Annotated in this window: 20 protein-coding genes; 14 read left to right on the top strand and 6 right to left on the bottom strand. The window is 68.0% G+C overall.

Translation table 11 applies throughout. From position 1 onward, the window contains the following. Positions 1–2 precede the first annotated feature (2 nt). Both ACWDSJ_RS20170 and ACWDSJ_RS20165 read right to left on the bottom strand, forming a co-directional pair. Positions 3–668 (bottom strand): GNAT family N-acetyltransferase, encoded by a 666-nt coding sequence (locus ACWDSJ_RS20170; protein WP_387363486.1) that lies wholly within the window; start codon positions 666–668, stop codon positions 3–5. Between the two features lie 260 nt (positions 669–928). Then, positions 929–1,600 (bottom strand): respiratory nitrate reductase subunit gamma, encoded by a 672-nt coding sequence (locus ACWDSJ_RS20165; protein ID WP_450033557.1) that lies wholly within the window; start codon positions 1,598–1,600, stop codon positions 929–931. 143 nt (positions 1,601–1,743) lie between these two features. On the opposite strand from ACWDSJ_RS20165, the gene ACWDSJ_RS20160 reads away from it, so the two are divergent. Continuing rightward, complete coding sequence (locus tag ACWDSJ_RS20160; RefSeq protein WP_450033556.1) at positions 1,744–2,547, top strand: LppU/SCO3897 family protein; 804 nt, start codon at positions 1,744–1,746, stop codon at positions 2,545–2,547. Between the two features lie 88 nt (positions 2,548–2,635). Beyond that, complete coding sequence (locus tag ACWDSJ_RS20155; RefSeq protein WP_450033555.1) at positions 2,636–4,237, top strand: serine/threonine-protein kinase; 1,602 nt, start codon at positions 2,636–2,638, stop codon at positions 4,235–4,237. 13 nt (positions 4,238–4,250) lie between these two features. Here ACWDSJ_RS20155 and ACWDSJ_RS20150 read toward each other — a convergent pair whose 3' ends face one another. Next, complete coding sequence (locus ACWDSJ_RS20150; protein ID WP_387363476.1) at positions 4,251–4,742, bottom strand: MarR family winged helix-turn-helix transcriptional regulator; 492 nt, start codon at positions 4,740–4,742, stop codon at positions 4,251–4,253. Positions 4,743–4,877: 135 nt separating this feature from the next. Here ACWDSJ_RS20150 and ACWDSJ_RS20145 point away from each other — a divergent pair, with 135 nt between their 5' ends. Both ACWDSJ_RS20145 and ACWDSJ_RS20140 read left to right on the top strand, forming a co-directional pair. Further along, positions 4,878–5,810 (top strand): NADP-dependent oxidoreductase, encoded by a 933-nt coding sequence (locus ACWDSJ_RS20145; RefSeq protein WP_450033554.1) that lies wholly within the window; start codon positions 4,878–4,880, stop codon positions 5,808–5,810. 80 nt (positions 5,811–5,890) lie between these two features. Then, complete coding sequence (locus ACWDSJ_RS20140) at positions 5,891–6,343, top strand: nitroreductase family deazaflavin-dependent oxidoreductase (protein ID WP_450033553.1); 453 nt, start codon at positions 5,891–5,893, stop codon at positions 6,341–6,343. Here the strand turns inward: ACWDSJ_RS20140 and ACWDSJ_RS20135 are convergent. Then, on the bottom strand, positions 6,330–7,193 hold the full coding sequence (locus ACWDSJ_RS20135) for a crotonase/enoyl-CoA hydratase family protein (protein ID WP_450033552.1): 864 nt from the start codon (positions 7,191–7,193) through the stop codon (positions 6,330–6,332). The genes ACWDSJ_RS20140 and ACWDSJ_RS20135 overlap by 14 nt on opposite strands. A 23-nt stretch (positions 7,194–7,216) precedes the next feature. Further along, complete coding sequence (locus ACWDSJ_RS20130; RefSeq protein WP_450033551.1) at positions 7,217–7,600, bottom strand: DoxX family protein; 384 nt, start codon at positions 7,598–7,600, stop codon at positions 7,217–7,219. Between the two features lie 99 nt (positions 7,601–7,699). Here ACWDSJ_RS20130 and ACWDSJ_RS20125 point away from each other — a divergent pair, with 99 nt between their 5' ends. The 5 genes from ACWDSJ_RS20125 (at position 7,700) to ACWDSJ_RS20105 (ending at position 13,675) form a co-directional block, all read left to right on the top strand. After that, positions 7,700–8,584 (top strand): RNA polymerase sigma-70 factor, encoded by an 885-nt coding sequence (locus tag ACWDSJ_RS20125; protein WP_450033550.1) that lies wholly within the window; start codon positions 7,700–7,702, stop codon positions 8,582–8,584. Positions 8,585–8,861: 277 nt separating this feature from the next. Then, a complete protein-coding gene (locus ACWDSJ_RS20120) occupies positions 8,862–10,748 on the top strand; it encodes an SCO2524 family protein (RefSeq protein ID WP_450033549.1) in 1,887 nt (628 codons plus the stop codon). 5 nt (positions 10,749–10,753) lie between these two features. Then, positions 10,754–11,668: an SCO2523 family variant P-loop protein gene (locus ACWDSJ_RS20115; RefSeq protein ID WP_450033670.1), complete on the top strand. Its 915-nt coding sequence runs from the start codon at positions 10,754–10,756 to the stop codon at positions 11,666–11,668. Beyond that, positions 11,665–12,681: an SCO2522 family protein gene (locus tag ACWDSJ_RS20110; protein WP_450033548.1), complete on the top strand. Its 1,017-nt coding sequence runs from the start codon at positions 11,665–11,667 to the stop codon at positions 12,679–12,681. The genes ACWDSJ_RS20115 and ACWDSJ_RS20110 overlap by 4 nt, the downstream gene beginning before the upstream one ends. 1 nt (position 12,682) lies before the next feature. Beyond that, the gene (locus ACWDSJ_RS20105) at positions 12,683–13,675 is read left to right on the top strand and encodes an SCO2521 family protein (protein ID WP_450033547.1); all 993 of its coding nucleotides are present in this window, start codon (positions 12,683–12,685) and stop codon (positions 13,673–13,675) included. On the opposite strand, the gene ACWDSJ_RS20100 is transcribed toward ACWDSJ_RS20105, so the two are convergent. Next, positions 13,676–14,518: a hypothetical protein gene (locus tag ACWDSJ_RS20100; RefSeq protein WP_450033546.1), complete on the bottom strand. Its 843-nt coding sequence runs from the start codon at positions 14,516–14,518 to the stop codon at positions 13,676–13,678. A gap of 612 nt (positions 14,519–15,130) precedes the next feature. Between ACWDSJ_RS20100 and ACWDSJ_RS20095 the strand changes: the two genes are divergently transcribed. The 5 genes from ACWDSJ_RS20095 to ACWDSJ_RS20075 are packed head-to-tail and all read left to right on the top strand — an operon-like array spanning position 15,131 to position 26,311. Then, positions 15,131–22,126 carry an amino acid adenylation domain-containing protein gene (locus ACWDSJ_RS20095; protein ID WP_450033545.1) on the top strand — a complete coding sequence of 2,332 codons (6,996 nt, stop codon included), beginning with the start codon at positions 15,131–15,133 and terminating at the stop codon, positions 22,124–22,126. Then, on the top strand, positions 22,126–23,454 hold the full coding sequence (locus ACWDSJ_RS20090; protein WP_450033544.1) for a phthiocerol/phthiodiolone dimycocerosyl transferase family protein: 1,329 nt from the start codon (positions 22,126–22,128) through the stop codon (positions 23,452–23,454). Before ACWDSJ_RS20095 ends, ACWDSJ_RS20090 begins: the two co-directional genes overlap by 1 nt. 6 nt (positions 23,455–23,460) lie before the next feature. Beyond that, entirely contained in the window at positions 23,461–24,321 is an 861-nt protein-coding gene (locus ACWDSJ_RS20085; RefSeq protein WP_450033543.1) for an SDR family NAD(P)-dependent oxidoreductase, read from the top strand. Next, a complete protein-coding gene (locus ACWDSJ_RS20080; RefSeq protein WP_450033542.1) occupies positions 24,321–25,475 on the top strand; it encodes an FAD-dependent monooxygenase in 1,155 nt (384 codons plus the stop codon). The genes ACWDSJ_RS20085 and ACWDSJ_RS20080 overlap by 1 nt, the downstream gene beginning before the upstream one ends. Further along, positions 25,475–26,311, top strand: coding sequence for an alpha/beta fold hydrolase (locus tag ACWDSJ_RS20075; protein WP_450033541.1), 837 nt, complete (start codon positions 25,475–25,477; stop codon positions 26,309–26,311). Before ACWDSJ_RS20080 ends, ACWDSJ_RS20075 begins: the two co-directional genes overlap by 1 nt. Positions 26,312–26,397: the final 86 nt, after the last annotated feature.

Here is a 26,397-nt window from a genome sequence, read left to right as displayed (position 1 = left end):
GTTCAGGCGTTGAGCAACCGGTTGCTCGACGACATCAGCCGTTCGATCGTGGCGCGCACCGTCGGCCATTCCTCGTCGAGGATGGAGTAGAAGGCCGTGCTGCGCACCTGGCCGTCCAGCCCGCGCGAGTGCGCCCGCCGGATGCCGTCGCTGGTGGCGCCCAGACGCTCGATCGCTATGCGGGAGCGGAGATTTCGGACATCGGCGCGCATGGCGATGCGCCGCACCCGCCACTCCTCGAAGGCATGCCGCAACAGCAGGAATTTGGACTCCAGATTGGCCCCCGAACCGCGCGCCTGCACCGACAGCCAGGTGTTGCCGATCTCGGCGGCGTCGGGGATCGCGTGCACGGGATCGCCGCAGGGCAGGCCGTGCACGATCGGCCACACCAGCGGCCCCTGCCAGTAGTCGAAGCGGCTGAACCGCGTCGATCCCAGCACGCGGCCGTCCGCGTTGGACACGATGGCGAAGGCCAGCACGGTGCCCGCGGCATGGCCGGCGGCGGCCTGGGACACGTAGTGGGCGGCCTCGTCGAGGCCCTGCGGCACCGGGGTGAAGGCATAGGCGTCGCGGCCCCCGGCGCCCGCCTCGGCGAGCCCCGGAACATGATGCGGTGCAAGCGTTTCCAGCCGTACGCGGCGGCCGGTGAGAGTAACGGGTGCGGGCACGTTCCCTCGATCTTTCGGGACGGTCTCGGCCACGTTCGGGCAGGCAGCCGTACCCGGTCCATAACGCTCCGGATCGACGAACCAGCCCTGGCGCGCCAGCAGCAGCATCGGACAGTGAGGTGAACGATAACGGAACTTGCCCGGACCACGCCGCAGGCACAGAGCGAATTTCGCAGCTCGGTTCGCGTGTCGCCCGGCGTGTCGCGGGACCCCGATCGGGGGTGCGGCGGGTACCCCGGAGGGCGCCCGTTCAAACCTCGCTATCGGACCGGGTCGTGCACCGAAACACGTTGGCGCAGAGCGCTCCTGCGGCGGTCCAGGGCACGGACGATCGGCCCGGCGAAGGTGCCGCCCAGCCGGGTGTACGGCCAGATCGCGATGAGCAGCAGGATCGCCAGGCCGCGGGCCTGGAAGACCAGCGGCGCGTGCGCGATGCTGTCCGGATCCGGATGCAGGGCCCACAGCGATCGCGCCCAGACGAACAGCGTGTCGGTGGTGTGGAAGCCGCCGCCGGTGGCGGTCGGGGCGAAGTTCACCGCGACCCGGGTGAACGCGGCGACCGCGAGGACGGGCAGGGTGATCCGGTCCAGCGGGCTCACCACCGTGCGCGGCACCGCCCCGACCAGCGGCGGCACCAGAAGCATCAGCGCGCCCAGCACCGCGAGCGGCTGGGCGACCTGTTCGACGACCGTGGCCACGCCGTGCAGCGAACCCGTCGCCCGCGGCTGCGACCCGATCAGTTCCAGCACCCGGCCGACGAGAACACCTCCGACGCCCAGGCGGAACACCGCCGGTCCGAATCGCTCCAGCCGCCCGGCGTCGGGTCCCAGTTCGGGCGCGCCGAACCGGTCGTGCCGATAGCGCCACACCTGCCCCAGGAGGAAACACAGAAAGGCGCTGTAGGGCAATACGACCCACAACAGGACGGACATGAGGTTCAACTTTCAATTCGAGCCGGAGCCCCACCCTGACAGATCGTCGACACGGCTCACAAGGGACCAAAGTCTCGAGTGCGCGCCGGCGTACCGGCTGTGGTTCAATGTCCCGTTATCGCAAACCACGATTTGGGGGGAATGTGTCCTTTCCACCTGTCCCGCAACCACCTTCGACCGCCAACGGCATCTACTGCGCGCACTGCGGGGCCACCCCGGCCGTACCGGTGAACTTCCGCGCGCATCGCGGGCTGATCTTCCTCATGCAGTTCCGCACGGCGCGCGGGCCGTTCTGCCGCGACTGCGGGCTGGCGACGTTCCGCAGGATGACCGGGGACAGCCTGTGGCAGGGCTGGTGGGGACTGCTGTCGTTCGTCATCAATCCGATCACCATGCTGAGCAATCTCCCCGCCCGGTCGAAGGTCGCCGCCCTGCCACCCCCGATTCCGGGCAGCCCCTATCAGCCGATGAACCCCGGTGCGCCGCTGACCAGACGACCGCAGATGATCGGGCTGCTGGTGCCGCTCGCGCTGGTCGGCGTGATCGTCGCGGCGGCGGTGACGGGCGGCTCGTCGTCCGGAACGAACCACACGGCAACGGCTTTCACGGCCGGGACGACCTCCACTCGGCACGCCCCGACCACCGCACCGGCCACCAGGTCGAGCGCCCCGGCGCCCAAGTCGAGCGGCCCGTCCACCGCCAAGGCGGGCGACTGCGTGTACAACAAGCATCCGCACACCGGCACCGACGACGACAATCCCGACGTCGAGGTGGTGGCCTGCACCGACCCGCGCGCCGAGGCCGAGGTGCTGGGGCGAGTGCCGTTCGCCTCCGGGCAATCCATGTGCGAGACCTCCTATCCCGATACCGACGCCTACTACGAGGTCACCGTCACCGGTTCCCTCGGCGCGCTCAACAGCTACACGCTGTGCCTGCGCACCCGTTGACAGCGCCCTCGGGTACGGGCCGGGTCCTGTCGGGGGGACCGCGCACAGCGCTCTCGCGCCGGGACCGCCGAAACCATAAGCTGACCCGGTGAATCCGGGGCGGACGGTGGTCGACCAGCGGTTCGAGTTGATCGAACCGCTGGGCAGCGGCGGTATGGGTACGGTGTGGCGCGCCTACGATGTGGCGCTGCACCGCGAAGTGGCGCTCAAGGAGGTTCGCGACGACCCGCAGGACCGTCAGCAGCGCGAACGGGTGCTGCGCGAGGCCCGCGCCCTGGCCCGGATCGGACATCCGAATGTGGTGGCCATCCATCACATCGTCGACTCGCCCGCCGAGAAGCATCCGTGGATCGTCATGGAACTCGTGCGCGGCGGATCGCTGTCCGATCTGCTCGCCGGGGGTCCGCTGTCCCCGCAGCGGACCGCCCGGATCGGGCGCGGCGTGCTGGCCGCGCTGCGCGCCGCGCACACGGTCGGTGTGCTGCACCGGGACGTGAAACCAGCGAATGTGCTGCTGCGCGAGGACGGTTCGCCGGTGCTCACCGATTTCGGCATCGCGGCCGTGCACGGGCAGACCGGACTCACCTCCACCGGCAGCGTGGTGGGTTCGCTGGAATACGTCGCGCCCGAACGCCTCAACGGCATCGAGGGTCACCCGGCCTCGGACCTGTGGTCGCTCGGCCTGGTGCTGTTCGTGGCCGTCGAGGGCTATCAGCCCATGCGCCGGGAGACCTCGGTGACCACGCTCGCGGCCGTCATCAAAGGCGAAGTGCCGCAAGCCCGGCGGGCCGGACCGCTCGCGCCCGTCCTGAACGCCCTCCTGGTGCCCGACCCGAACCTCCGCCCCGGCATCGACGATCTGGACCGTATGCTCGCCCAGGTTGCCGAGTCCGCGGCCCCGGTCGACACCGGGCCCTCGTATTCGGCTGGGGCGGGTCGGGATTCGGCCGGATTCGGTTCCCCCACCACGCGAGCCGACTCGCACTCGCCCGGCTTCGCCCCCTCCCCCTCGGCCCCGGACGGTTTCCGGTCGGCGGCCCCCTCGCGATCGCGTGGTGTGTGGATCGCGGCCGGGTTGGTGAGCGTCGCGTGTGTCGGCGTGATCGTCGCGGCGCTGGTCCTGCGGCCCACGGCGTCCGCGCCGGGCGAGAGTCTCGGCGGGCCGGGGACGCCTTCTGTGCTCGGGGGGACCGTCTTGGCTCCCGTGCCCGGACCGCCCGTGGCGGCCACCACCGTCGCCGCCGCGAAGGTCGATCTGCACAGTCCGGACGGGATGCGCACGGCGGTGGCCGCGCTCGAAAAGGTTTCGGGGGGAGAGCAATTCACCGAGACCACGATCTATCCGACCTATCTCAATACCGGCGCGCCGGTGCCGGGTCAGCCGAAGCTGTACGACGAGTTCACCTTTCGCGACGGCAAGGCCGCGCGGACCGGACCGGGCGGTCAGCTGTCGGATCCCACCATCGCGCTGCGCTCGATCGATTGGTCCGTTCTCCCAGGGCTTTTCGCCGCGGCCGACCAACAGCTGGGCATCCCCAAGCCCACCAACCGCTATGTGATCGTCGACCCGGCGTGGACCTTCAACGACAATCGCCCGACGCTGCGCGTCTACCTGGCCGACGATTACGGCGGCGCGTATCTGGCCGCGAATCTCGACGGCTCGGTCGTCCACGTGTATCCGCGAAAGTAGCCGCCGCCCACGGTCATTCGGCGGCGCGGCGCCGCCGGGTCGCGGCCGAGCGCGGCGGCTGGGCGCGCATATGGTCACGGACGCGCGTCATGACCGCCCCGAGCGCGCGGATGTCGCGCCCCGACAGCGGATCGAACAGCATCCGCCGCACGACCTCCACATGTCCGGGCAGCGCCCGCTCGACGAGCCCGCGCCCCTCCGCCGTGAGGGTGACCAGGGTGGCGCGCTGATCGTCGGGGCTGGGCGCGCGGGTGATCAGGCCCGCCCGTTCCAGGAGTCCGGCCTGATGGGTGAGGCCGCTGCGGCTGTAGACGACGCCGTCGGCCAGTTCGGTCATGGTCAGCCGTCCCGACGACCCGGCGAGCCGCGCCAGCAGCTGGAACTGCACCCAACTGAGGTCGGCGGCCGCCCGGAGCTGCTGTTCCACCGCGTGCTGCAACAGGCTGACGGCCTCCATCAGCGCGAAATAGGTCTGCAACTCTTCGGGTTCGAGGGGTTCGGCCACGGTGTGCAGCGTAGTTGCTTCGATATCGAAGTGATGTGAGCGGGGTCACCACCACTCCCCCTATTGCTTCGAAGTCGAAGCGGTTATGGTCTTCACATGCTTCGAAATCGAAGCAAATGGATCCGGGAGAGCATCATGAAGGCAGTGCGTTATCACCGCTACGGCGACACGGATGTCCTTGTGCACGAGGATGTTTCACGCCCCTCGCCGGGCGCGGGCGAAGTCCTGGTGAAAGTGGCCGCGAGCGCGTTCAATCCTGTCGACACCGCCCTGCGCGCCGGATACCTGGCCGACGTTTTCCCGACCACGTTCCCGCGCACGCCCGGGATCGATGTCGCCGGGACCGTCGCGGAACTCGGTGCGGGCGTGGGCGATTGGACCGTCGGCGACGCCGTGGTGGCCATGTTGCCCATGACCGGGGACGGTTCGGCGGCCGAGTACGTGCTCGCCCCGGCCGACGCGCTGGCCGCGGCCCCGCACACCACGCCCCTCGCCGACGCCGCGAGCCTGCCCGTGGTCGGGCTGACGGCCTGGCAGGCCCTGTTCGAACACGCCGAGCTGAAGGCCGGGCAGACCATCCTGATCAACGGCGCGGGGAGCGCGGTCGGTGGCTACGCGGTCCAACTGGCGAAACGCGCGGGCGCGATCGTCACCGGAACCGCGGGCGCGCGCAGCGCGGATCGCTTGCGCGCGTATGGAATCGACCGGATCCTGGGTCATCTCGACTACTCGACCCGGCCGCTCGCGGTCGCCGGGCAACCCTTCGACGTCGTGCTCGACCTCGTCCCCACGACCCCGGAGGAGACCGCCGACCTCGTCGCCCTGACCGCCGACGGCGGAATCTTCGTCAGCACCACGACCCCCGCCGCCGAGGACACCGACCGGGTGCGCACGGCCCGCGTCTTCGTCCGCCCGGACGCGGCCCAGCTATCAGAGCTGGTCGCCGCCGTGGACGCCGGTGACCTGCGCCTCGACGTCGCCGACCGACGCCCGCTGACCGAACTCGCCGCGGTCCACGCCGACGCGGACGCGGGCCGTCTGCCAGGGAAGACGATTCTGATTCCGTGACCCGTCAGGAATCGAGAAGATTCGCTCCCCCGCTCGGCCTAGCGTGAATCCCACACGAACGACACCGATCGGAGGACGCGATGGCGGACGACCAGCGAAAGCGCGGCACACTGCGGAAACTGTCGCTGGGGATACAGCGGCGGATGAACACCCGGACGGTCCGGCGGATCGAGCGCAAGGGCGGCAAATACCTCGGGATGGATCTGCTGATCCTGCACACCGTGGGCCGCCGCACCGGCCAGCCCAGGCGCTCCCCGCTGACCTGGTTCGCGGACGGCGAAAACGGTTGGCTGCTGGTCGCTTCCGGCGGCGGGCGCCGGGATCCGGACTGGTATCTCAACCTGACCGCGCATCCGGATCAGGTGTCGATCCAGTTCCACGGCGAGGAGCCGATCCCGGTCCGGCCCGAGCGGCTCGCGGGCGACGAGCGCGCCGCGGCGTGGACCGCGATCGTGGCCGACCAGCCCCGATACGGGAAGTATCAGCAGAAGTCCGACCGCGAGTATCCGGTGGTCCGGCTCACCCGGCGCTGACGCCGTCGGCGCGGAACGGCGGCGTCGCGAGATCCGCGCCGAAGATGTCGGGGAAGTCGCGGTCGACGCTGTCAGCGAAGCGCGCCGGCCGCTTCTCCAGGAACGCCGAAACCCCTTCGCGCGCATCAGCGCTCGCGCCGCGCCGATGAATCCCGCGGGATTCGACGCGATGGGAGATCATCGGATGGTCCGCGCCGAGCCCGCGCCACAACATCTGCCGGGACAGCCCGACCGAGACGGGCGCGGAATGTTCGGTGATCCGGCGGGCGAGCGCGAGCGCCTCGTCCATCAGCTGGTCGGCGGGGTACAGCCCGTAGAACAGCCCGGCCTCGCGCGCCTCGGCCGCCTCGACCAGCCGACCCGAATACACCCAGTCCAGCGCCGTCTGCATCGGAACGAGCCGGGGCAGGAACCAGCTCGAGCAGGACTCGGGCACGATGCCGCGCCGGTTGAACACGAAGCCGATGCGGGCGGTGTCGACGGCGAGGCGGAAGTCCGCCGCGAGGGTCATGGTGATGCCGACGCCCACGGCCGGACCGTTGACGGCCGCGATGATCGGCTTGCGGCAGTCGAACATGCGCAGCACCACCTCGCCGCCGCCGTCCCGGAACGACTCCGAATCCTCCTCGGCCGCAAAGGTTTCCGCGCCGCCGGACAGATCCGCTCCCGCGCAGAAGGCACGCCCGGCACCGGTCACGACGATCGCGCGAACGCGATCGTCGTGATCATAGCGGTCGAAGGCGTCGATCAGCTCGTTCCCCATGGCGGTGGTGAAGGCGTTGAGCTGCCGCGGGCGGTCGAGGGTGATGGTGGCGATGGAGTCCGAGACGTCCAGGCGAATGTCAGCCATATTGACAGCATGCCAGTAAGCGCTCAGCCGATGAAGGACTCGGGTCCGAATCGACCCCACGCGATGAACACGGCCAGCGCGAAATAGACCAGATTCAGTCCGATGACCTTCATGTCCCCCATGCGGTAGTGGGTGATCATCGCGCCGATCATGAGCGCGATCCAGCACACCGCGGTCACGGGCACCAGCACCGGGGCGATGTCGAGCGCGGCGGGCAGGATCAGTCCGAGCGCCGCGAGCAGTTCGAGAACGCCGAGCGTCTTGACGAAGGCCGCGCTCGCGTGCCCGGTCCAGCTTCCGTTCGGCATCTCGGCGAGTTTGTCCTTGGGAATGAACGTCTTGCTGATTCCGCCGGTCAGCGCGACGAGGGCGAGGAGGCTCGCGGCGATCCAGAGGGCGAGGTTCATGATGACTCCTTGGCGGGTTGTTCGTACGCGCATCAAGACGCCGCGCCGCGGACTTCCGTGACACCCGCCCGATATGACCCGCACCACACTGGAGGACCGATGCCCGAGACCGAGCCTTTCGTGGCCCACCGCAACCTGCTGTTCACGGTCGCCTACGAAATGCTGGGCTCGGCCGCCGACGCCGAGGACATCGTCCAGGAGACCTGGCTGCGCTGGTCCACCGTCGACCCCGCCACCGTCCAGGACCCCCGCGCCTACCTCGTCCGCATCGTCACCCGTCAATCCCTCACCCGTCTGCGAACCCTCAACCGCCGCAAGGAGACCTACGTCGGTTCCTGGCTCCCCGAACCCCTGCTCACCACCCCCGACATCGCCGACGACGTCGAACTCGTCGACAGCGTCTCCACCGCCATGCTCTTGGTCCTGGAAACCCTCACCCCCACCGAGCGCGCCGTCTTCGTCCTCCGCGAGGTCTTCGCCATGGACTACGACGACATCGCCGAGGCCGTGGACAAAACCCCCGCCACCGTCCGCCAGATAGCCCACCGAGCCCGCACCCACGTGGCCTCCCGCCGCCCCCGCACCCCCGTCGACCCGCGAGAAACCGACGCCGCCCTCACCGCCTTCCGACACGCCGTGGAAACCGGTGAGCTGCAACGACTTATGGACATCCTGTCTCCCGACGTGGTGTTGATCGGCGACGGCGGCGGCATCGCCCAGACCATCCCCCGCCCGATCTCCGGGGCGGACAAGGTGGCTCGGCTGCTGTTGGGCCAGAGCGCGCGTCTTCCCGGCCTCGCGCTACACCCCATCGTGGTCAACGGGCAAGCCGGGCTCGCGGTGTACCTGGGCGGGAAGTTGGACACGGTACTGACCGCACGGTTGGACGAGGGACGGATCGCGGCGCTGTACGCGGTGCGGAACCCGGAGAAGTTGGGGCATATCGGCGGTGAAACCGTGTCGCGGCGCATCGTCCGACGATGACGCCGGTCGGTCGTGCTCGAAGATCATCGGCTCGTTGAACCGAACGTGATCGGTCGATGTCGGACAATGGCGAAATAGGGGATCCGAGCACCGTGGCTCGTATCGCCGACAAAACCGATCAATGATAAGTCCGTACGGTTGGTTTGCTTGACGTCCGAAGCGTGCCGATCTTGGTGAAAGGTCTTTGACCATGCTAGTTTTCCACCGATCTCCGCCGCCCGAGTTCCCGATCTGACCGCGGCGCGACGTATCCACAACGAACAGCAAGGGACCGGCGATGATGAAAATCCGGCCGAGGCAACAGATCCTGGACGTTTGGCGAGCCCTTCTCGAAAATTGTTGCGCCGGCGGCGAGTGGACCTGGGGCGGGTGCGACGGCGCGAACTCGATCAGCGATGCGGAACAGTTGCTGTGCCTCCTGTATCCGGCGACGGAAATCGAGAGCTTCGCGCTGGACAATCCGGACGTCATTCAAGCCGACGTGCGCGCCGCACTCGAACCTTACTTCGGTCGCAGCACGAATATCTGCCCGAAGATAGTGGAGATACTCGAGAGTTATCTGGACCGCTATACGGAGCCCACCGGGGAACCCACTTTCTCCGCGGACCGCTACCTGACCTCCGAGAGCGAGAACGCGCCGACGGACAGGCAGCTCGCATTGGATGTGGTGGATTCGTACTCGATGTCGCTGACGCTCTGCATAGCCGGTTTGAAGTTTTTGCGTGCGTATGGTCGCTACCTCAGTTCACGATCTCCCCAGAGCGCGATGGGTTCGCGCGTCGAACTCCTCCGGAGTCGCATCAGCCGCCGACTGACCGCGGCGATGACGGGCCTGATCAGGAGCTTCGTGGTGCATACCGTCGAACCCGGGTCCCGTGCCGGTCGAGCCATGCTCTCCATGTTCAATCAGACCCATCAACCCACGGAGAAGGTCATCGACGGGGTCGCCCAGCGGCTCGAACGACTTCGTATTCGTATCCGCCAGGATCTCACCCTCAGCGAGGAATCCAAAGAGGATTTGAAGGATCCGAAGCTGCTCTTCGAATGCGGCTGGACATGGGGCATCGCACGTCAGGCGGAACCGGTCAACTTCGTCGACATCGATATGGCGATCGCCAAGGAGCCGGGCATTGCGATAGATCAGCCGTATCTTTATTTCACCGTAGTAGCGCTGGACGGTATCAACGACCTCACGGCCACCTACACCCGGGAGCTTTTGGATCCGGTGCAACGCCGATTGTCCGATGCGCTGCAACTACGCAAAGACCTCGCCCAGAGTTACTGGTCCGCAATGGCGCGCTACGGGGAGAGGAAATGGCCGCTCGAGGACATTCCGTGGCGAACGTCGGATGGCGAGGAATCGGATTACTTCAGTCTTTCCGTCTCGGCCGTACTCATTCAAGACCTTTTCAACCGGGAGGCCAGCGAGGACGACCTCGCCAGAGCGGCGCCCATCTTCGAAGAATTGGCGACCCGGGGGAAAATCACCCGACGTGTGACCGAGGACGACAGCGCGCGCCAACTCCATGTCCCCGGCGTTCGCCTGAAATTGAAGGGATCAGAGACCGTCGACAACGGTCCGCTGCTGCACTGGACGGTATCGGATTACGAACCGGTACTTCTCAAGCGAACCCTTCAGACCGCGCGACTCTCCGGCGATCTGGCTACTCGCGACCGGTTGCTCCGGCTCGCTCAATCCACGATGGAGCATCTGGAAAGCCGCGCGTTCCTGGAGGGACCGGCCGCCGGACTGTGGGACAACGCCGAGCGGGTCTTCGCACTCGAGCGCGGTCCCGACGAGCCGCCGGACCCGGCTCCGCTCGATGCCGACTGCTCCCCCTCCTGGTATCTGACCGAGCGGGTCATCGAATGTCTGGTGGTCGCCGACGAGATGTTCCGCCAGCCTCCGCTGTCCTCCTCGACATCGCGAATGCGGGCGCTGGAGGCGCTCACCGAGGCCGAGCACCTGCTCAACCAGAGGCTGCTCGAGCTGAGCGAGGACTCCGCGAACAAACGTGGGCTCGAGCAAATGGTGCGGGAAGTGGCCCGCGCCCGGAGCACACTGGACGAGCGGCCCGCGACGACCCTGAGCATCTGCGCCGAAGTCCTTCGGCGGCTGGACAAATTGCAGTTCGCCGCCGACGACGCCATGAGGAGCGTGTGACGACCATGCTCGTATTCTCGACCTCGGACAAGGGCGGCACGGGCCGAACCGTGACGAGTTGCAATATCGCTTACCGCCTCAGCACGGCGGGTCGCAACGTCGCATACCTCGATTTCGATTTCGGCTCGCCGACCGCGGGAGCTCTTTTCGAGATCAGCGGTCTGGACAAAGGAACGAGCGGCGGCAGGGGTCTCCATCAATATCTGTTGGGCGAGAACACTTCGCCTGCCAAACATGATGTGCGCAAAGAAACCAGTCGCGTCGAATTGCGTGCGCCGAGGTCTCCGTACAAGCTGATTCTCTACGCCGGAGATCGCGGCGGCGCAGAATTCTCCGCTTCCGATGACGCGATAGTCAGGCGATGCGCGGAACTGTTCGTCCGCCTCGAGCAGGAATTCGACATCATCATCGTGGATCTGAGCGCGGGTCGGTCGGCCGCGCTGGAAATAGCCCTGCGTGCGACCGCCGCACCACAATTGCGCAATTCTGTGGTCCGTTGGCTGATTTTTCACCGCTGGACACGACAGCATATCCTCGCGGCCAATGACTTGATCCATGGTCCCCACGGACTTCTGGAGGCCGCGAAGGAATGGGGGCACGATGCCCAGCGGCTGCTCGGCTCGATCAGATATGTTCGAACCGCCGTCCCGCTCGCGAGCGATGCGTCGATCCGTACTCGCGAGGCGCAATCCGAGTGGTTGCAGACGCAGAACGAGACCCTGCGGCGGCTCGCCATCAGGAACGAGCTGGGCGATGGCGTGGTGCTGGGCTCCACTCCCATAGAGCCGGTACTGCAATGGCGGGAACAGATAATCCTGGACTCCGACGTCAGCATGGAGATAGCCAACGAGGGCACCGTCCTTTCCTTCACGAAGATAGCCACAGACCTCGTGGAGGACGCCGTTTGGGAGAACGAATGACAATAGAGGAATTCGGCGGATACAGCGAATCGACAGAAAATACGAAGATGGAGGAGGTCGCCCTCTCTCATCTCTCGATCGAAACCGGCCACTTCTATATGTCCGATCTTCGCAACGGCGAGGACAACATTCGATCGCAGTTCCAGTATGTCGCGCGCCTCGTGGATTTCCATACGCAGGACGCGGAAACAAGATTCGGCAAGGGGGCGCGAGTCAGCACATGTTTCCTGATCGACGACTTCTTCGGCCCCTCCACGAAACCGGCAAAAATTCTGGACAAGTTGTTGGGCGTGGCCGCCGAATGCAAACTCTCGATCGACTATCTCGCAAGAGAGGCGGGCTGCGCCCTCGCACCCGTATATGTGGACGGCCTCCCGACCACAACTCCGATTCCGCTCGCGGACGTCGTCACGTCTCGGCTCGTCCCGGAACCCATCGAAAACACCAGCGGGAAGCGCCCGCCCGATATCGACTCGGGCTGGATGTGCAACGGCCGCCGATCCTCCGATTTCGATCCGATACAAGCGATGCGCAAACAACCGTATCGAGAACCGGTACAGAATGGTCGGCGAGAGCACTCCATATTCCTGGATGTCCAACTCTGGGACAAGGTGTCCCGGGCCGGCGCGGACGACAGGCGCTGGTCGTGCCCACTGCTCGCCGCGGTCTGGCAACTTCTCCGGCTCGGCATGCTGCGATACAACGGCGCGGCTGTCGCGCGACCGCACGCGTGGAAGCCGAGCGACGGCTGGCCGGACACGTGGAGCGAGATGCCGACCGTGACGCAATTGAACCCCGCGGCGAAGCCGTTCGCCGCGTACCGGGCGTTGTCCATCCTGCCGCGCCGGTACCTCGGAATCGAGCATGCCGTACACACCATTCTCGACCATGTGGACATCGATAGGGATGTGTACGACCAGATCATGAATCGCGCTGCGCGCGAATCGGTTACGGTCCGGCTGCCGAGGGATGTCACCGACCGCCTGTCGATCATGCTGCTCGATGAGGCCTGACGTGAACGCCGTCACGGACCGAACCGTCGCCCCCTCATCGGTGGTGCTGGGCCACATCCGCACGTGCCTGCTGCCGTCGCCGAACGTGGTGGACACCGATGCCGCGGTCGAACTGCTCAGCGCCGTGCGGCAGGGCAGCCCGGTGTTCTCGCGCGAAAGACCTGTGCCACTGGTGATCTCGGCGGACTGCGCGGAGGGAGTGGATTGCGAACTTCCGGTGCGGTCCGGGCGCACCGTCCGCGGTATCGGCACCGTTCTGACCCGCGCCCTCGTTGTCGGCGGCCGAATCCTTCAGAGCTCGTCGCGAACTCGCGTTGTCGCGGCCGAGAACAGCAACCCCAGGCCGTGGCCGTACTACCTCGCGAAGGTCGGCACCGTCGAGGCGCTGAGCGGCGTCGACGCCGACCTCGGCGCACGACTGGCGGTCGGGTATCTGAAGGGCGGCCCCTCCGACAGGCTGGATCTGGCGTCGATCAGCGGACGCATGGCCACCGACCTTCGGATGGACACCCAGCTCGAGCATGCGGTGCCCTTTCGGGCCGCTGAGACCCAATTGCGTTGGGCGGCCGAGGTTGTCACCGGCGACGAGCGGCCGTTCGCGTTCGCGTTCTCGATGGATTCCGACACGCTCCGCTCGGTCCGGATCAGGATCGGCGAGGACGGATTCGAAGCGGCGCAACGGTTCTGCGAGGATCTGGCGGTTCATGATTGGCTGCTGACCACGCTCACCAACCTGCTCGCCACGGCGGACTGCTACGGCTATGTCAAACATGATCCGGTGACCATCCTCGCGCCCGTGCTGGAGCAGATCGTTCCGCTCTGGATGCCGGGCGCGCACACTCCCGGTCGGCTCGAGAGTCTGTGGCAGGAAGTCGAGGACGATCCCGGCTTCAGCAGACAATGGTCGTCGAGGGTCAACCAGCTGCGCGACCGAATGGCCACCGCTACATACGATCTGTTGTGCAAATCCAAGATCGGCAACAGTGAGTGGTGATCAGAGCCGAAACCAGCGCCGCACCAGGAGCGCGAAGAATACCGATGTGGTCAACAGTCCGGTATAGGCCTCGAGCACGAAGATGAGGCGGGCGGCGCCTTCCAGCCCGGCGGTGTCGGAGGGCCCCAAGGGATTCAGATAATTGGCGAGGCATTCGTAGATCGTGGACATGACGGCCTGATCGGAACCGAGACATACGATCGTGGTGAACACGATCAATTGCGCGGCCACCCAGAACAGCATGCGGAACGGGGTGAACCCGTAGCCACAGATCAAATCCGGTAGGACACTGGCGATCCGACGCCACCGCACCGGCTGCGTACGTCGGCGCGCACGCAGCATTCGCAGGTGGCAACGATCCTGAGCCTCCTTGTCCTCATCCTGGTAGTACTGGCTGGCCGCGCGCCGGAATGCGAGAGCCGCGTGGGCCGGGAGCGGGTCGCGCAGGGCGATGCCCAAACGCTCGTAAACGGCGCCGAGCTCCCGATTCTGGGCTCTGGACAGCCGCAACGGACCGCGATACTCGACTTCGGCCGCCAGAAATGCGGCCAGCAGATCCGTGACACCGGATCCGGCGATACGCTTCATCCGGAAAGCGTCTTCGTAGATGTGATCGAAGACGAGTCCGTCACTTCGCCGCCGAAGTCCGGGTGGATCGTATTTCCCCAGCAGGAATTCGACGCAATCGGTGAGGGAGTCCACTAGCTGTTGTTCGCGTGGCCCGCGCCGCTCCGCTACCGGCAGCGCCAGGAATTCATCGACCTCGGTCGAGTAAGCGGTGGCCCGTCGACCGATTCGAGTGATCATCGACCTGACGAAGGGAGAATCCTGCCTGTTCTCCACTGCGTCATCCCCCGCTGTCGAACGCTTCGGCCCGAAATCCAAGGATAAACCACCATCCGCCCCTCGGGACCATATCGCTCGGGTCGCCGCGACTCCGTGAAACCGGCAAAGCCTCCGCGAACGCGTAAAAGGATCTCGCACAGTCGGTTACCCGGAGGTAGCTGCTCCTCGCAGTACGGACGCCACGCCTCCGATCACCCCACCTATACCAAACCCGCTGTGCCCGAGGAGCATCGAATGCGTACCCGCCGTCCCGGCCCCCAGCAACTCCTCGCCTCCGTCAGGACCCATAGACGAGACCGGCGCAAAAAGCGGCCAACCGGTCGCTCTTTGAAGATTTCATTGCCGACCACATGGCCTTGTGCAAATCCTCACAGCGGAATCGATATGCTGTTACATCTCCCAATGGCATACTCGCCATTGGTTCGAACCTCGGAGGTGCGCGGGCAATGTCGCCCGCGTCCGAGGTAAGGGACGTCCCGCGGCGAACCTCGCGGAATTCGCCTGTCGCTCAGCACAACACACGGAACGCTCGCTTGTGCGGTTCGACGTCCACCTCGCTTCGTGACCGCACGGGGCGATCGATTCCGCAAGCCCAGAGGGGGGTCCGAAGTGAGTACAGCCTGGCCGTTGACGCCGTATCAGCGGGACATCCTGACGGTGGACACGGTGTTTCCCGATCTGCCGCTCGCTCAGCTCGCGGGCTATGTGCGCATCGATGCCCCATTGGATCTGCCCCGCCTCCAGGACTGCGCGCGTGCGGTGGCGGACCGGCACGACGCGTTGCGGCTGCGGATCGATGCCCGCACGATGACCCAGCGGCCCGCCGAGGGCATCGACGAGATCGAGGTGGTGGATTTCCTCGCCGAGCCGGAACCCCGTGTGGCAGCGCGGGATTGGATGCGACAGGCGACCGACGAGGTGCTGCCGCCCGACGGCCAGTTGATCCGTCCGGCCGCGCTCGTCGACGACACCGAATCCTTCGTCTTCTATCTCAACGCCCACCACGCGATCGCCGACGGGTGGGCGCTCTCGATCGCCCTGTATCAGCTGTGCGCGGAATACCTCGGCACCGACCTGCCGATCCCGACGAACTCGTCGAGCTACCTCGACGTCATCGAGGCCGATCTCGACTATCGCTCCTCCGCCCGCTATCGGCGCGACCGCGACGTCCTGGTGGACCGGTTCACCGACGTCACCCCCGCCCTCTTCACGCGCCGCACCGGCACGAGCGACCACACCCGCTCGCGGCGCACGATGCGCTTCGACCGGGAGGCCGCGAAACGCCTGCGCGCCACCGGGAAATCGGTCTTCTCCGTGACGACGACCGCACTGGCCTGGTACCTGCGCCGTATCCACCGCGACGGCGATATCGTGATCGGCGTGCCGTTGCTCAACCGGCGCGCCGGGGACATGCTCACCGTCGGCAATGTCACCAATATGCTGCCGCTGCTGGTGCCGATCGACGAGTCCGCGACCTTCGACGAACAGCTCACCCGGACGGCGGCAGCGGTCGCGGAAATCAAGGCGCACCAACGCTTTCCGCTCGGCGATCTCCAGGAGGCGCTGCGCGAACAGGGGTCGGGCACGGGCGCGTTGTTCGACGTCACCTACTCCTATCTGACGGTTCCGAACGGGCGGCTCTCGGTCGGTGTGAGCGAGCGGGAGATCCTCTCCTCCGGGTACTCGCTGGACGCGCTGAACATCGTGGTCCGGGAACTGAAGGAGGAGGGCGTCTTCGAGGTCGACGTGTTCTACGCCGACGATGTGTTCGACGCGGATTTCGCCGTCGACGACCTGATCCGGCACGTGTTCGGGCTGCTCGACACGGGCCTGCGGCATCCGGGAACGCCGCTGCGGGAACTGGATCCGCTCGCTCCCGCGGACGTGGACCGCTTGCGGTCCTTCGAGGGACCGCCCCCGGCTCCGCTGGACGAGTCGGCGACGATCGATCGGCTCGTCTCCGCGCGGATCGAGAGCACGCCGCAGGCACCCGCGCTGTCCTGGTCGGATGCCGACGGTACGGTCGCGGTACTGACCTACCGCGAGTTCGGCGACCGGGTCGCCGCACTGGCCGCGCGGTTGCGGGAGTTCGGCCTGCGCCGCGCGGAGCCGGTGCCGTTGCTGCTGCGCCGTTCGCCGGATCTGGTGGTGGCCGTGCACGCCGTGCTCGCCGCGGGCGGCGCCTACGTGCCCATCGATCCGGATTTCCCCGCGGCCCGCATTCGCACGATCCTGCGCGACTGCGCGGCCCGCGCGATCGTCGCGGGCACGGAATTCGAGGAGCTGTCCACGGAATTCGGCATCGCACGCGTGGAACCGGGCTCCGCACAAGGTATTTCGCGTACCGAGCCCAGCGCGTCGCCGACCGATCTCTCCTACATCATCTACACCTCCGGCTCGACCGGCGTGCCCAAAGGTGTGATGATCGAACATCTTTCGGTCGTCAACCGCCTCACCTGGATGCAGCGCGCCTACCCGATCACCCCCGACGACGTGATCCTCCAGAAGACGCCCGCCACCTTCGACGTCTCGGTCTGGGAGCTGATGTGGTGGGCCGTGACCGGCGCGCGACTCGCCCTGCTGCCGCACGGCGGCGAACGGGATCCGCGCCGCATCGCCGACGCCATCGAGCGCCACCGCGTCTCGGTCCTGCACTTCGTGCCGTCCATGCTGGGACCGTTCCTGGACCACCTCACCGAAAACGCCATCGACGCAACGAGACTGGGCTCGCTGCGCCTGGTGTTCTGTAGCGGTGAGGCGCTCGCCCCCGCCCTGGTCCGGCGCTTCCGGCAGGTGTTCGCCGACCTCGGCCTGCCGCACGTCCGGCTGATCAACCTGTACGGACCCACCGAGGCCACGGTCGACGTCTCGCATATCGAACTCACCGACGATCCGGTGCGGGTGCCGATCGGACGGCCGATCGACAATATCGCGCTGCTGGTGCTCGACGACCGCGGTCGGCGCTGCCCGCTCGGCGTGCCGGGCGAACTCAATATCGCGGGAGTCGGTGTCGGACGCGGATATCGCGGCCGCGACGACCTCACCGCCGCCGCCTTCGTCGCCGACGAACGTGTCCCCGGCGGGCGACGTTACCGCACCGGCGATCTGGTCCGCTGGCTCGCGGACGGCACCCTCGAATATCTCGGCCGCCTCGACGACCAGGTGAAGGTCCGCGGCAACCGCGTGACGCTCGGCGAGATCGACAACGCCCTACGGGAATGCCCCGGTGTGGGTACGGGAATCGTCCACACCCGGATCAGCGGAAACGCGACGACTCTGGTCGCCTACTACACCGGCGAGGCGACGGCGGCCACCGTGGCCGACCACCTCGCCGAGCGCCTGCCCGGGTATATGGTCCCGTCGCATTTCGTGCGGCTGGCCGCGCTCCCGCTCACCCGCAGCGGGAAGGTCGATCGCAAGGCGCTGCCCGATCCGGAACACCGCCGGGAGCGCTCCGAGGCCCCGCGCACCGACACCGAACGCGCCGTCGCCGCGGTGTGGGCGGAGGTGCTGGGTGTCGACGCCGCCGATCTGGGCGTGCACGACGACTTCTTCACCATCGGCGGCGATTCCATTCTGGCGCTACGGCTTCGGAGCGCCGCGGAACAGCGCGGGCTGCGCGTCGACATCGATCGGTTCTTCACCCGCCCGACCATCGCCGATCTGGCCGCGGCCGTGGCGGCCGACGGTCCGGCCCCGGACACGGGCGTCTCGACCGCGCTGGAGCTGATTCCGCTCATCGATCGGGCCACGCTCACCGGTGTGGAGGACGCGTTCCCCGCGACGGCCCTCCAGCTGGGCATGCTGTACCACAGCGTGGAACGCGCGGAATCCACCCTGTACAAGGACGTTTTCCGCTACCGACTGCGAATGCCGTGGCGGGAGAACGCGTTTCGCGACGCCTACCGCCAGCTGGTCCGCCGTCAGCCCGCGCTGCGCTCCGATTTCGACCTCACCGGTCGTTCGATTCCCATCCAGATCGTCCACCACGACGTGCCCGACACGCTGTGGGTGGGTCCGGAGGACGAACTCGACTTCGACGACTACGTGCTCGACGCGGCACCGCTGTTCCGGATGCAGGTCGTGCCCGGCGACGACGGCTTCGAACTGGTCCTGCGCTTCCATCACGCCGTACTGGACGGCTGGAGTGTCGCGAATCTGGTGCGAGAACTGTTGCAGGACTACCTGTTCCGGCTCGGCTACGACGTCGAACCCGTGGCCGACACCCCGTATTCGCCGACGCTGCTGGCCGAGTACGCGCGCGCCGAACAGGCCGCCGAAGCCGACGCGCGATCGCGGCGGTACTGGTCGGAGCTGCTGGACGGGTCGACCGCGACGACGCTCGCCAGCACCCGCGCCCACGAACCGCCCGCCCCGGCCGGACCGGTCGAGGTGACGGCCGTGCTGCCCGGCTGGCTGCGCCGGACGCTGCCCGATTTCGCCGCGCGGCACCGCGTCCCGGTGAAATCGGTGCTGCTGACGGCACATTGCCTGACGCTACGGGCCCTGTCCGGGTCCGACGACATCACCACCGGCGTGGTCTCACACGCCCGCCCGGCCCGGACCGGCGGCGAATCGGTGGCCGGACTGTTCCTCAACACCCTGCCCACCCGCCTGGATCCCACCGCCCGAACCTGGCTCGCCGCCATCCGGCGGATCGCGCGGCAGGAGCGCGACGGTCACGCGCATCGGCGGTATCCGCTGCGCGCCATCATCGCCGATCTGGGCCGGGTGCCGTTCGAGACGGCGTTCAATTACGTGAACTACCACGTGTTCTCGGGGTCACGGGAGGGCGGCGACCTCGCGCTGACCGACTTCCGGATCCACGAGGAGACCAACTTCGCGCTGCTGGTCACCGCCGCCACGGATCCGCGCACCGACGACATCCTGGTGCGGATCTGCGCCGGGCGGGACGCACTCGGCCGCACCCAGTGCGAGCAGTACGCGCGGCTGTTCATCGGCACGCTCGAGGCCATGGTCCGGGGGCCGGACCGGCCCATCGATGTGGAGGCGGCCCGGGTCCGGGACGCGGTGCATCTCGTGGAGGCGGCCGCGGCGCTGCATCCGGACAAGGTCGCGGTGGTGGATGATTCGACCAGCTGGGACTACCGCACGCTCGACCGCGCCGCCGAGCGGGTGGCGCTGCGGTTGCGCGCCGACGGCGTCACCACCGGAGCACGCGTGGCCGTGCAACTGCCGCGGGCGGTGGAATCGCTCGCCGTCGTACTCGGCGTGCTGCGGGCGGGGGCCGCCGTGGTGCCGCTGGATCCGAGTTATCCACAAGCGCGGCGCGAGGCGATGATCGCGCGCTCGCGACCGGTGCGGATCGTGACCGACGCGGCCGAACTGCTCGCCGCGGACGCCGCCGATGCCGTTCTCCCCGCACCGCATCCGGAGTCCGTCGCGTACGTGCTGTTCACCTCGGGTTCCACCGGTGAGCCCAAGGGCGTCGCGATGCCACATCGCGGTTTGGCGAATCTGGTTGACTGGCAAAATGATTCGGACACCTCGGCCCGCGGCGCGACGACGCTGCAATTCGCTCCGCTCTCGTTCGACGTCTCGTTCCAGGAGATCTTCAGCACGCTGGCGGGCGGTGGCACGATGCGGTTGATCACCGAGGAGCAGCGCCGCGACCCCGTCGCACTGGTCCGGATGGTGGCCGAGAACGACATCGCGCGACTGTATCTGCCGTATGTGGCCCTGCAAGCCTTCGCCGAAGCCGCACGGGCGACCGGCCGCTACCCCACCGGCCTGACCGCGCTCGCGTCGTCCGGTGAGCAGCTGCGGATCACACCCGAGATCCGGGCGCTCGCCGCCGCGAATCCGGGCGTCGTGGTCGAGAACCAGTACGGCCCGACGGAAAGCCATGTGGCGGCGGCGTTTTCGATGTCCGACCCGGAGCGCTTCCCGAATCTGCCGCCCATCGGCCGTCCGGTCGGCGGGGCCACGATCGAACTGCTCGACGATCGCCTGCGCCCGGTCGCGTCCGGCGTGCCCGGCGAGATCTACCTCGGCGGCAGTGGGCTCGCCCAGGGCTACGAGCACCGCCCGGACCTGACCGCCCAGCGCTTCGTCGCCGCGCCCGGAGGCCGAATCCGTTACCGCACAGGAGATCTCGGTCTGAGAATGCCCGACGGCGCGATCGTCTGTCTCGGGCGCACCGACACCCAGGTGAAGGTGCGCGGGTACCGGGTCGAATGTGCCGAGGTGGAACTGGCGCTCGCCCGGATCGACGGGGTGGTCGCGGCGGCGGTGCTCGCGCGGCGGCTCGACGGCATCGACGCGGTGCTGGAGGCATTCGTCGTGGCCGCCTCGGCCGCACCGGAACCGGAGCAGATCCGTAGCGCCCTCCGCCGCACCCTGCCCCCGCACATGATCCCCGCCCGGGTGCACCGGGTGGACGCGCTTCCGCTGACGCCCAGCGGCAAACGCGACGACGCCGCGTTGCTGCGGCTCGCCGACACCACCGCCGCACCGACGGACGTCACCCCGCCCGCCGACGACCTCGTCCGCGAAATCGCCGCGCTGCTGGCCGAATTCGTCGGCGTCGAGGCGTTCGGCGCCGACACCGACTTCTTCGCGGCGGGCGGCACCTCGATCGGCGCGATGCGGGTGGCCATGACGCTGGCCAAACGGTTCGACACCGAGATCCCGCTCGAATCGTTCGTCGCCGCCCCGACCGCCGCGGGCCTGGCCCACATCGTGCGGACCAGCGGCGCGCGCCGAGGCTTCGACCCGCTGGTGCCGTTGCGCGGCGGCGCCGACGACGACGTCCCGCTGTTCCTGATCCATCCGATCGGCGGCAATGTCATCTGCTATGTGCCGCTGGCCCGGCGGCTGGGCGGGACGCGCGCGGTGTACGGGCTGCAAGCCGCCGGGGCCGAACCGGGCACGACGCCGCTGACCTCGGTGCCGGATCTGGCCGCCGCCTACCTCGAGGCGATCCGTCGCGTCCGGCCGCACGGCCCGTACCACATCGCGGGCTGGTCCTTCGGCGGCTACGTCGCCCTGGAGATGGCCCGGCAGCTGCCGGAGGACGAGGTCGATCGCTTGATCCTGCTGGACACCATGGCCCTCGGCGACACCCCGCCGGGCCGGATCTCCGAACGCGATCTCATTCTGTGGTTCTTCGGCGAACTCGTCTTCTACGCCCGCGGCGACCTCGCGCTCGATACCGACTTCGACACCTCGGCGACCGACCGGGAGCACCTGTTCGAATCGGTGCTGCACCAAGCCGTCGACCACGGCATCCTGCCCAAGGACAGCTCCCCGCACCTGGTCCGGCGGCTCTACGCGGTGTTCCACGCCAATTTCGAAGCGACACTGGGCTATCGGATGTCGCCGCTGGACCGCGACATCACGCTGCTGCGGGCGCGGGACGGGCTGCCCAGCGGTCTCGAGCACGCACATCGGTTGGCGGGCACCATGTTCGGCAGCGCGAGCAACGGCTGGGATCGCTGGGCCCCGCGCGGCCTCGACATCCGCGAGATCCCCGGCGACCATCTGTCGATGATGACCGAACCGCACATCGCCGCCGTGGCGGAGGTGCTGAGCGAACTGCTCGAACCCGCCCCGGTCGACGGTTCCCCCGGTAGGGAGTCGTGATGGTCACCGAGATTCGCCGTCCCCTCGGCGCGAGCGAACGCTGGTATCGGATCTGCGACCAGCTCTCGACACTGAACGTGGTCGCCCGGGTCCGGCTGCGGGGTCCGCTGCCCGAGGCCGTGCTGCGGGCCGCGGCCGACGCGCTGGTCGGCGAGCATCCGCTGCTGCGGGTCGCGATCGCGGATCGGCCGGCCGGGCCGGAATTCGTCGCGCCGCCGCTGCCCGGCCTACCGCTGCGCCTCGCGGATGGGGCCGAGACCACCTGGGAACGCGAGGTGGACGAGGTCGAACTTGCGACGCCGCTCGCGTCGACGGAGCGGGCGCTGGCTCGCCTCACCGATGTCCGGAGCGCGGTCGGGACCGCCACCGAGACACACGATCTCATCCTGACGATCTCGCACGTGATCGCCGACGGGACGACGGCGCTGAGCCTCCTGCGACGGCTGGTGGAACTCGCGGCGGGCGATTCCCCACGGGTTCGTCCCGCCCTACCCGCGCCGGACGCGCTGCTGCCCAAGGGTTTTCGTGCCCCGTGGGGACTCGCCGCCGCCCTCGGCAACGGTCTGATCGATCAGACGGTCGCGCTGGCGGCCCGCCCCGACCGGCTGACACCGCAGCGACCGGTCGAGGCCACCGCGCGACGGTCGCGCCTGCTGCATCGGGAACTCGACGCCGACCTGCTCGCCGCGCTCACCGCCCGGTGCCGCGCCGAGGGCGTCACCGTCCACGGCGCGCTGGTCGCGACGATGGCCCACGCCTACGGGACCGTCGTCGCGCCCGGCCGGTCCGGCCGCATCGGGATCGGCTCCCCCATCGACTTCCGTAGCGAATTGTCGGTCGGCCCGGACGATGTCGGCGCGTACGTCGCCACCGTCCCGTCGTATCCGCGCTACGGGCCGGGTACGGATTTCTGGGAGGTCGCCCGGCGACTCAACCGCGGTCTGTCCCGGCGAAAGCGGCTGCGACAGCATCTCGCTCAGATCGCCATGCTGCCGGTGCTGTGCCCCGAATCGGTCGCGACGAGCGCACGCACGGTCGACCTGCTGGACAGCCGCGGCCCCGGCAATATCTGCCTGTCCAATATCGGCCGATACGACTTCCCCGACCGCGTCGGCGACTACGAGCTGTCCGGCGCGCAGTTCATCGCGGGCATCTCGGTCAGCGGCTACTTCGTCGCCACCGTCAATACCGGTCACGGTGCGCTGCACTGGAATTTCACCTATATCGAGGATGCGGTCGGCCCGGAGCGGGCGCGGGAGCTGGCCGACGAATCGCTGCGGGTGCTGACCGCCGAACTCGACGCCGTGCCCGTTCCGGGCGGAAAGTGAGAAGCCGTGGCCGACAACGGGAAAGCGGTCGTGATCACCGGATGTTCCACCGGTCTCGGCCGGGCGAGCGCGCTGTATCTGGCACGGCGGGGGTTCACCGTCTTCGCGGGCGTACGCGATGAGCGGGCCGCCGAACGATTACGGTCCGAGGCGCCGGAGGATCGGCTGCGACCGGCGCTGATCGACGTCACCGACGAGGAGTCGATCATCCACGCCTACAAGCGGATTCGCGAGGAGATCGGCGCGGCCGGACTGCACGGGTTGGTGAACAACGCCGGGATCAGCGTGTCCGCGCCGCTGGAATGCGTACCGGTCGACGAGCTGCGGCAGCAGCTGGAGGTCAATCTGATCGGCCCGGCCGCCATGATCCGGCAGTTCCTGCCGCTGTTGCGCGCGGCGGCGACCGGCGGCCGGATCGTCAATGTCACCTCCGGCGTCGGGCGCGTCGCGCTGCCGTACCTGAGCGCCTATGCCGCAAGCCAATTCGGCAAGGAGGGTCTGTCGGACGCGCTGCGCCGGGAGCTGGCGCCGCTCGGGATCAGCGTCTCGGTTGTCGAACCGGGAGCGATCGCCACGCCGATCTGGGACAAGCAGGCCGCCACGGCCGCCCGCCTCCTCGACCAGGCCCCCGAACCGGTCGCCGCCCTGTACCGGAAGCGTTTCACCGCCTTCGCCGAAGCCAACACCGCCACCGCGACGACCAGCGGAACCGTTCCCGACGACGTCGCCCGCGCCATCGAGCACGCCCTCACCGCCCGCCGCCCACGCATCCGCTACCGCGTCGGCCGCGATGTCTCGGTCGGCGCGCTGGCGGCCCGGTTGCTGCCGGACCGCCTGCTCGATCTCATCCTGTCGAGGAGCGTCTGATGCGCGTACTGATCATCGGGGCCGGAATCGGCGGCCTCACCACCGCGGCCGCCCTGCGCCGGCACGGCATCGACGCCGAGATCCACGAGGCCGCACCGGAATTCCGCGACACCGGAACGGGCCTGGGCATCCTGTCGAACGCCACCAAGGTGCTGCGCGCCCTCGACATCGACCTCACGACCACCGGCCGGGTGACCCGGAAGTTCACCATCCACCGCTCCGACGGCAAACAGCTGCGCGCCCTGCCGTTCGAGGACATGTCGCGCGAATTGGGCAGTCCCGCGGTCACTCTCGCCCGCAACGACGTCATGACGGCCCTTCGCGCGGCGATCGGCGACACTCCCCTGCACCTCGGGTCCCGGCTGATCTCCTACCGCCAGGACGACGGAGTCACCGCGGAGTTCGCCGACGGCCGCACCGCCCGCGGCGATGTGCTCATCGGCGCGGACGGTATCCGCTCGGTCGTCCGCGCCCAGCAGACCGGCCCCGAACCCGTCCGGGAGTACGGGTACGTCTGCTGGCTGGCGGTGGTCCCGTTCACGCATCCGAACGTGGAAGCCGGTGCGGCACGGCACTATTGGGGCCGCGGCCAGCGCTTCGGCCTGATGGACATCGGCGGCGGCCGCGCCTACTGGTGGGGCACCAAGAACGTCCCGCCGGACATCGCTCGCGACTACACCGGCGGCAAGGAGGGCATCGTCACCGCCTTCGACGGCTGGGCGGACGAGGTCGTCGCCGTGATCGCCGAAACCCCTCCCGACGCGATAGTCAGCGTCCCCGCCCAGGACCGAAACTTCCTGGACCAGTGGGGCACCGGCCGCGTCACCCTGGTCGGCGACGCCGCCCACGCCATGCTGACCAGCCTCAGCCAAGGCGCCGGATCCTCTATCGAGGACGGCTACGTCCTGGCCCACCACCTCGCCACCACCCCGGACCCCACCACCGCCCTCCGCACCTACGAGAACACCCGCCGCCCCCGAGCCCGCCTCCTGGTCACCGCCTCCCGCCAACTAAGCCGCATCGAACAAATCCACAACCCCCTAGCAGCCGCCACCCGAACCGCCATCCTCCGCTACACCCCCATGCAAATCCTCCGCTCCCGCAACATCGAACCCATGCGCTTCGACCTACCGACCACTCCAGTGGAGGTGTGATGACGTCATCGATCGTCGAGCTGTCCGCAGGCCCCATCGAATACCTCGACTCCGGCGAGGGGCCTGTGCTGGTCTTCCTGCACGGGGCGATGAAGGACGCCCGGGTCTGGCGCGAGGTGGTTTCCGGACTGGAGTCGGAGTATCGCTGCATACGACCGACCATGCCCTTGGGCGCGCACCGACTCCCGATGCACCCCGACGCGGACCTCTCCGTCGCGGGCCTGGCCCACCTGGTAGCCGAATTCCTCGAAGCCCTCGATTTGCGCCAGGTGACCTTGGTCCAAAACCATTGGGGCGCAGCCCAAGTGATGCTTGCCGAGGGGTGCGCGGACCGCATCGACCGCTTGGTCCTGACGGCGTGCGAGGCGTTCGACAATTATCCTCCGGGTGCGCCCGGCCGTCTCTTCGCCCGGCTGTCCCACATCCCTTTCGCCCTGACTGCGATGGGAATCGGCCTGCGCAGCAGGGTGATTCGCCGCCGTGCTGCGGCCTCGGATGTGACGGTCGTCCATCCTCTGCCCGCCGACCTGAGCGACGAATGGCAGGTCCGTTTCACCGATCCTGCCGTACGACGGGATCTCACCACCGTCCTGCGCGACACCTATTCGACCGCGGACAAGGCTTGCTGGGCGGCCGCCTGCGAAACCTTCAGCAAACCCGTCCTGGTGGTGTGGGCGGGTCGCGACGCGCTCATGCCCGCCGACCACGGCCCGCGACTGGCGGACAGCTTCCTCGCGGCTGAACTGGTGCGGATCGAGGACAGCGGGACATGCGTCCCGCTCGATCAGCCGGCCGCGTTGACGGCGGCGATCCGAAAGTTCCTGGCGGCCAACTGAACGAAACACTCCCCAGGTGGGCTAACCACTCTGGTCCCCGGCGTCCACAGCATCGTCCCGATCGAAGATTCAGCCCCGGAACTCAC

Source organism: Nocardia sp. NPDC003482 (genome assembly GCF_053588115.1).
The sequence above is the reverse complement of the archived record's forward strand: the minus strand, read 5'-3'. Positions and strand labels throughout refer to the sequence as shown.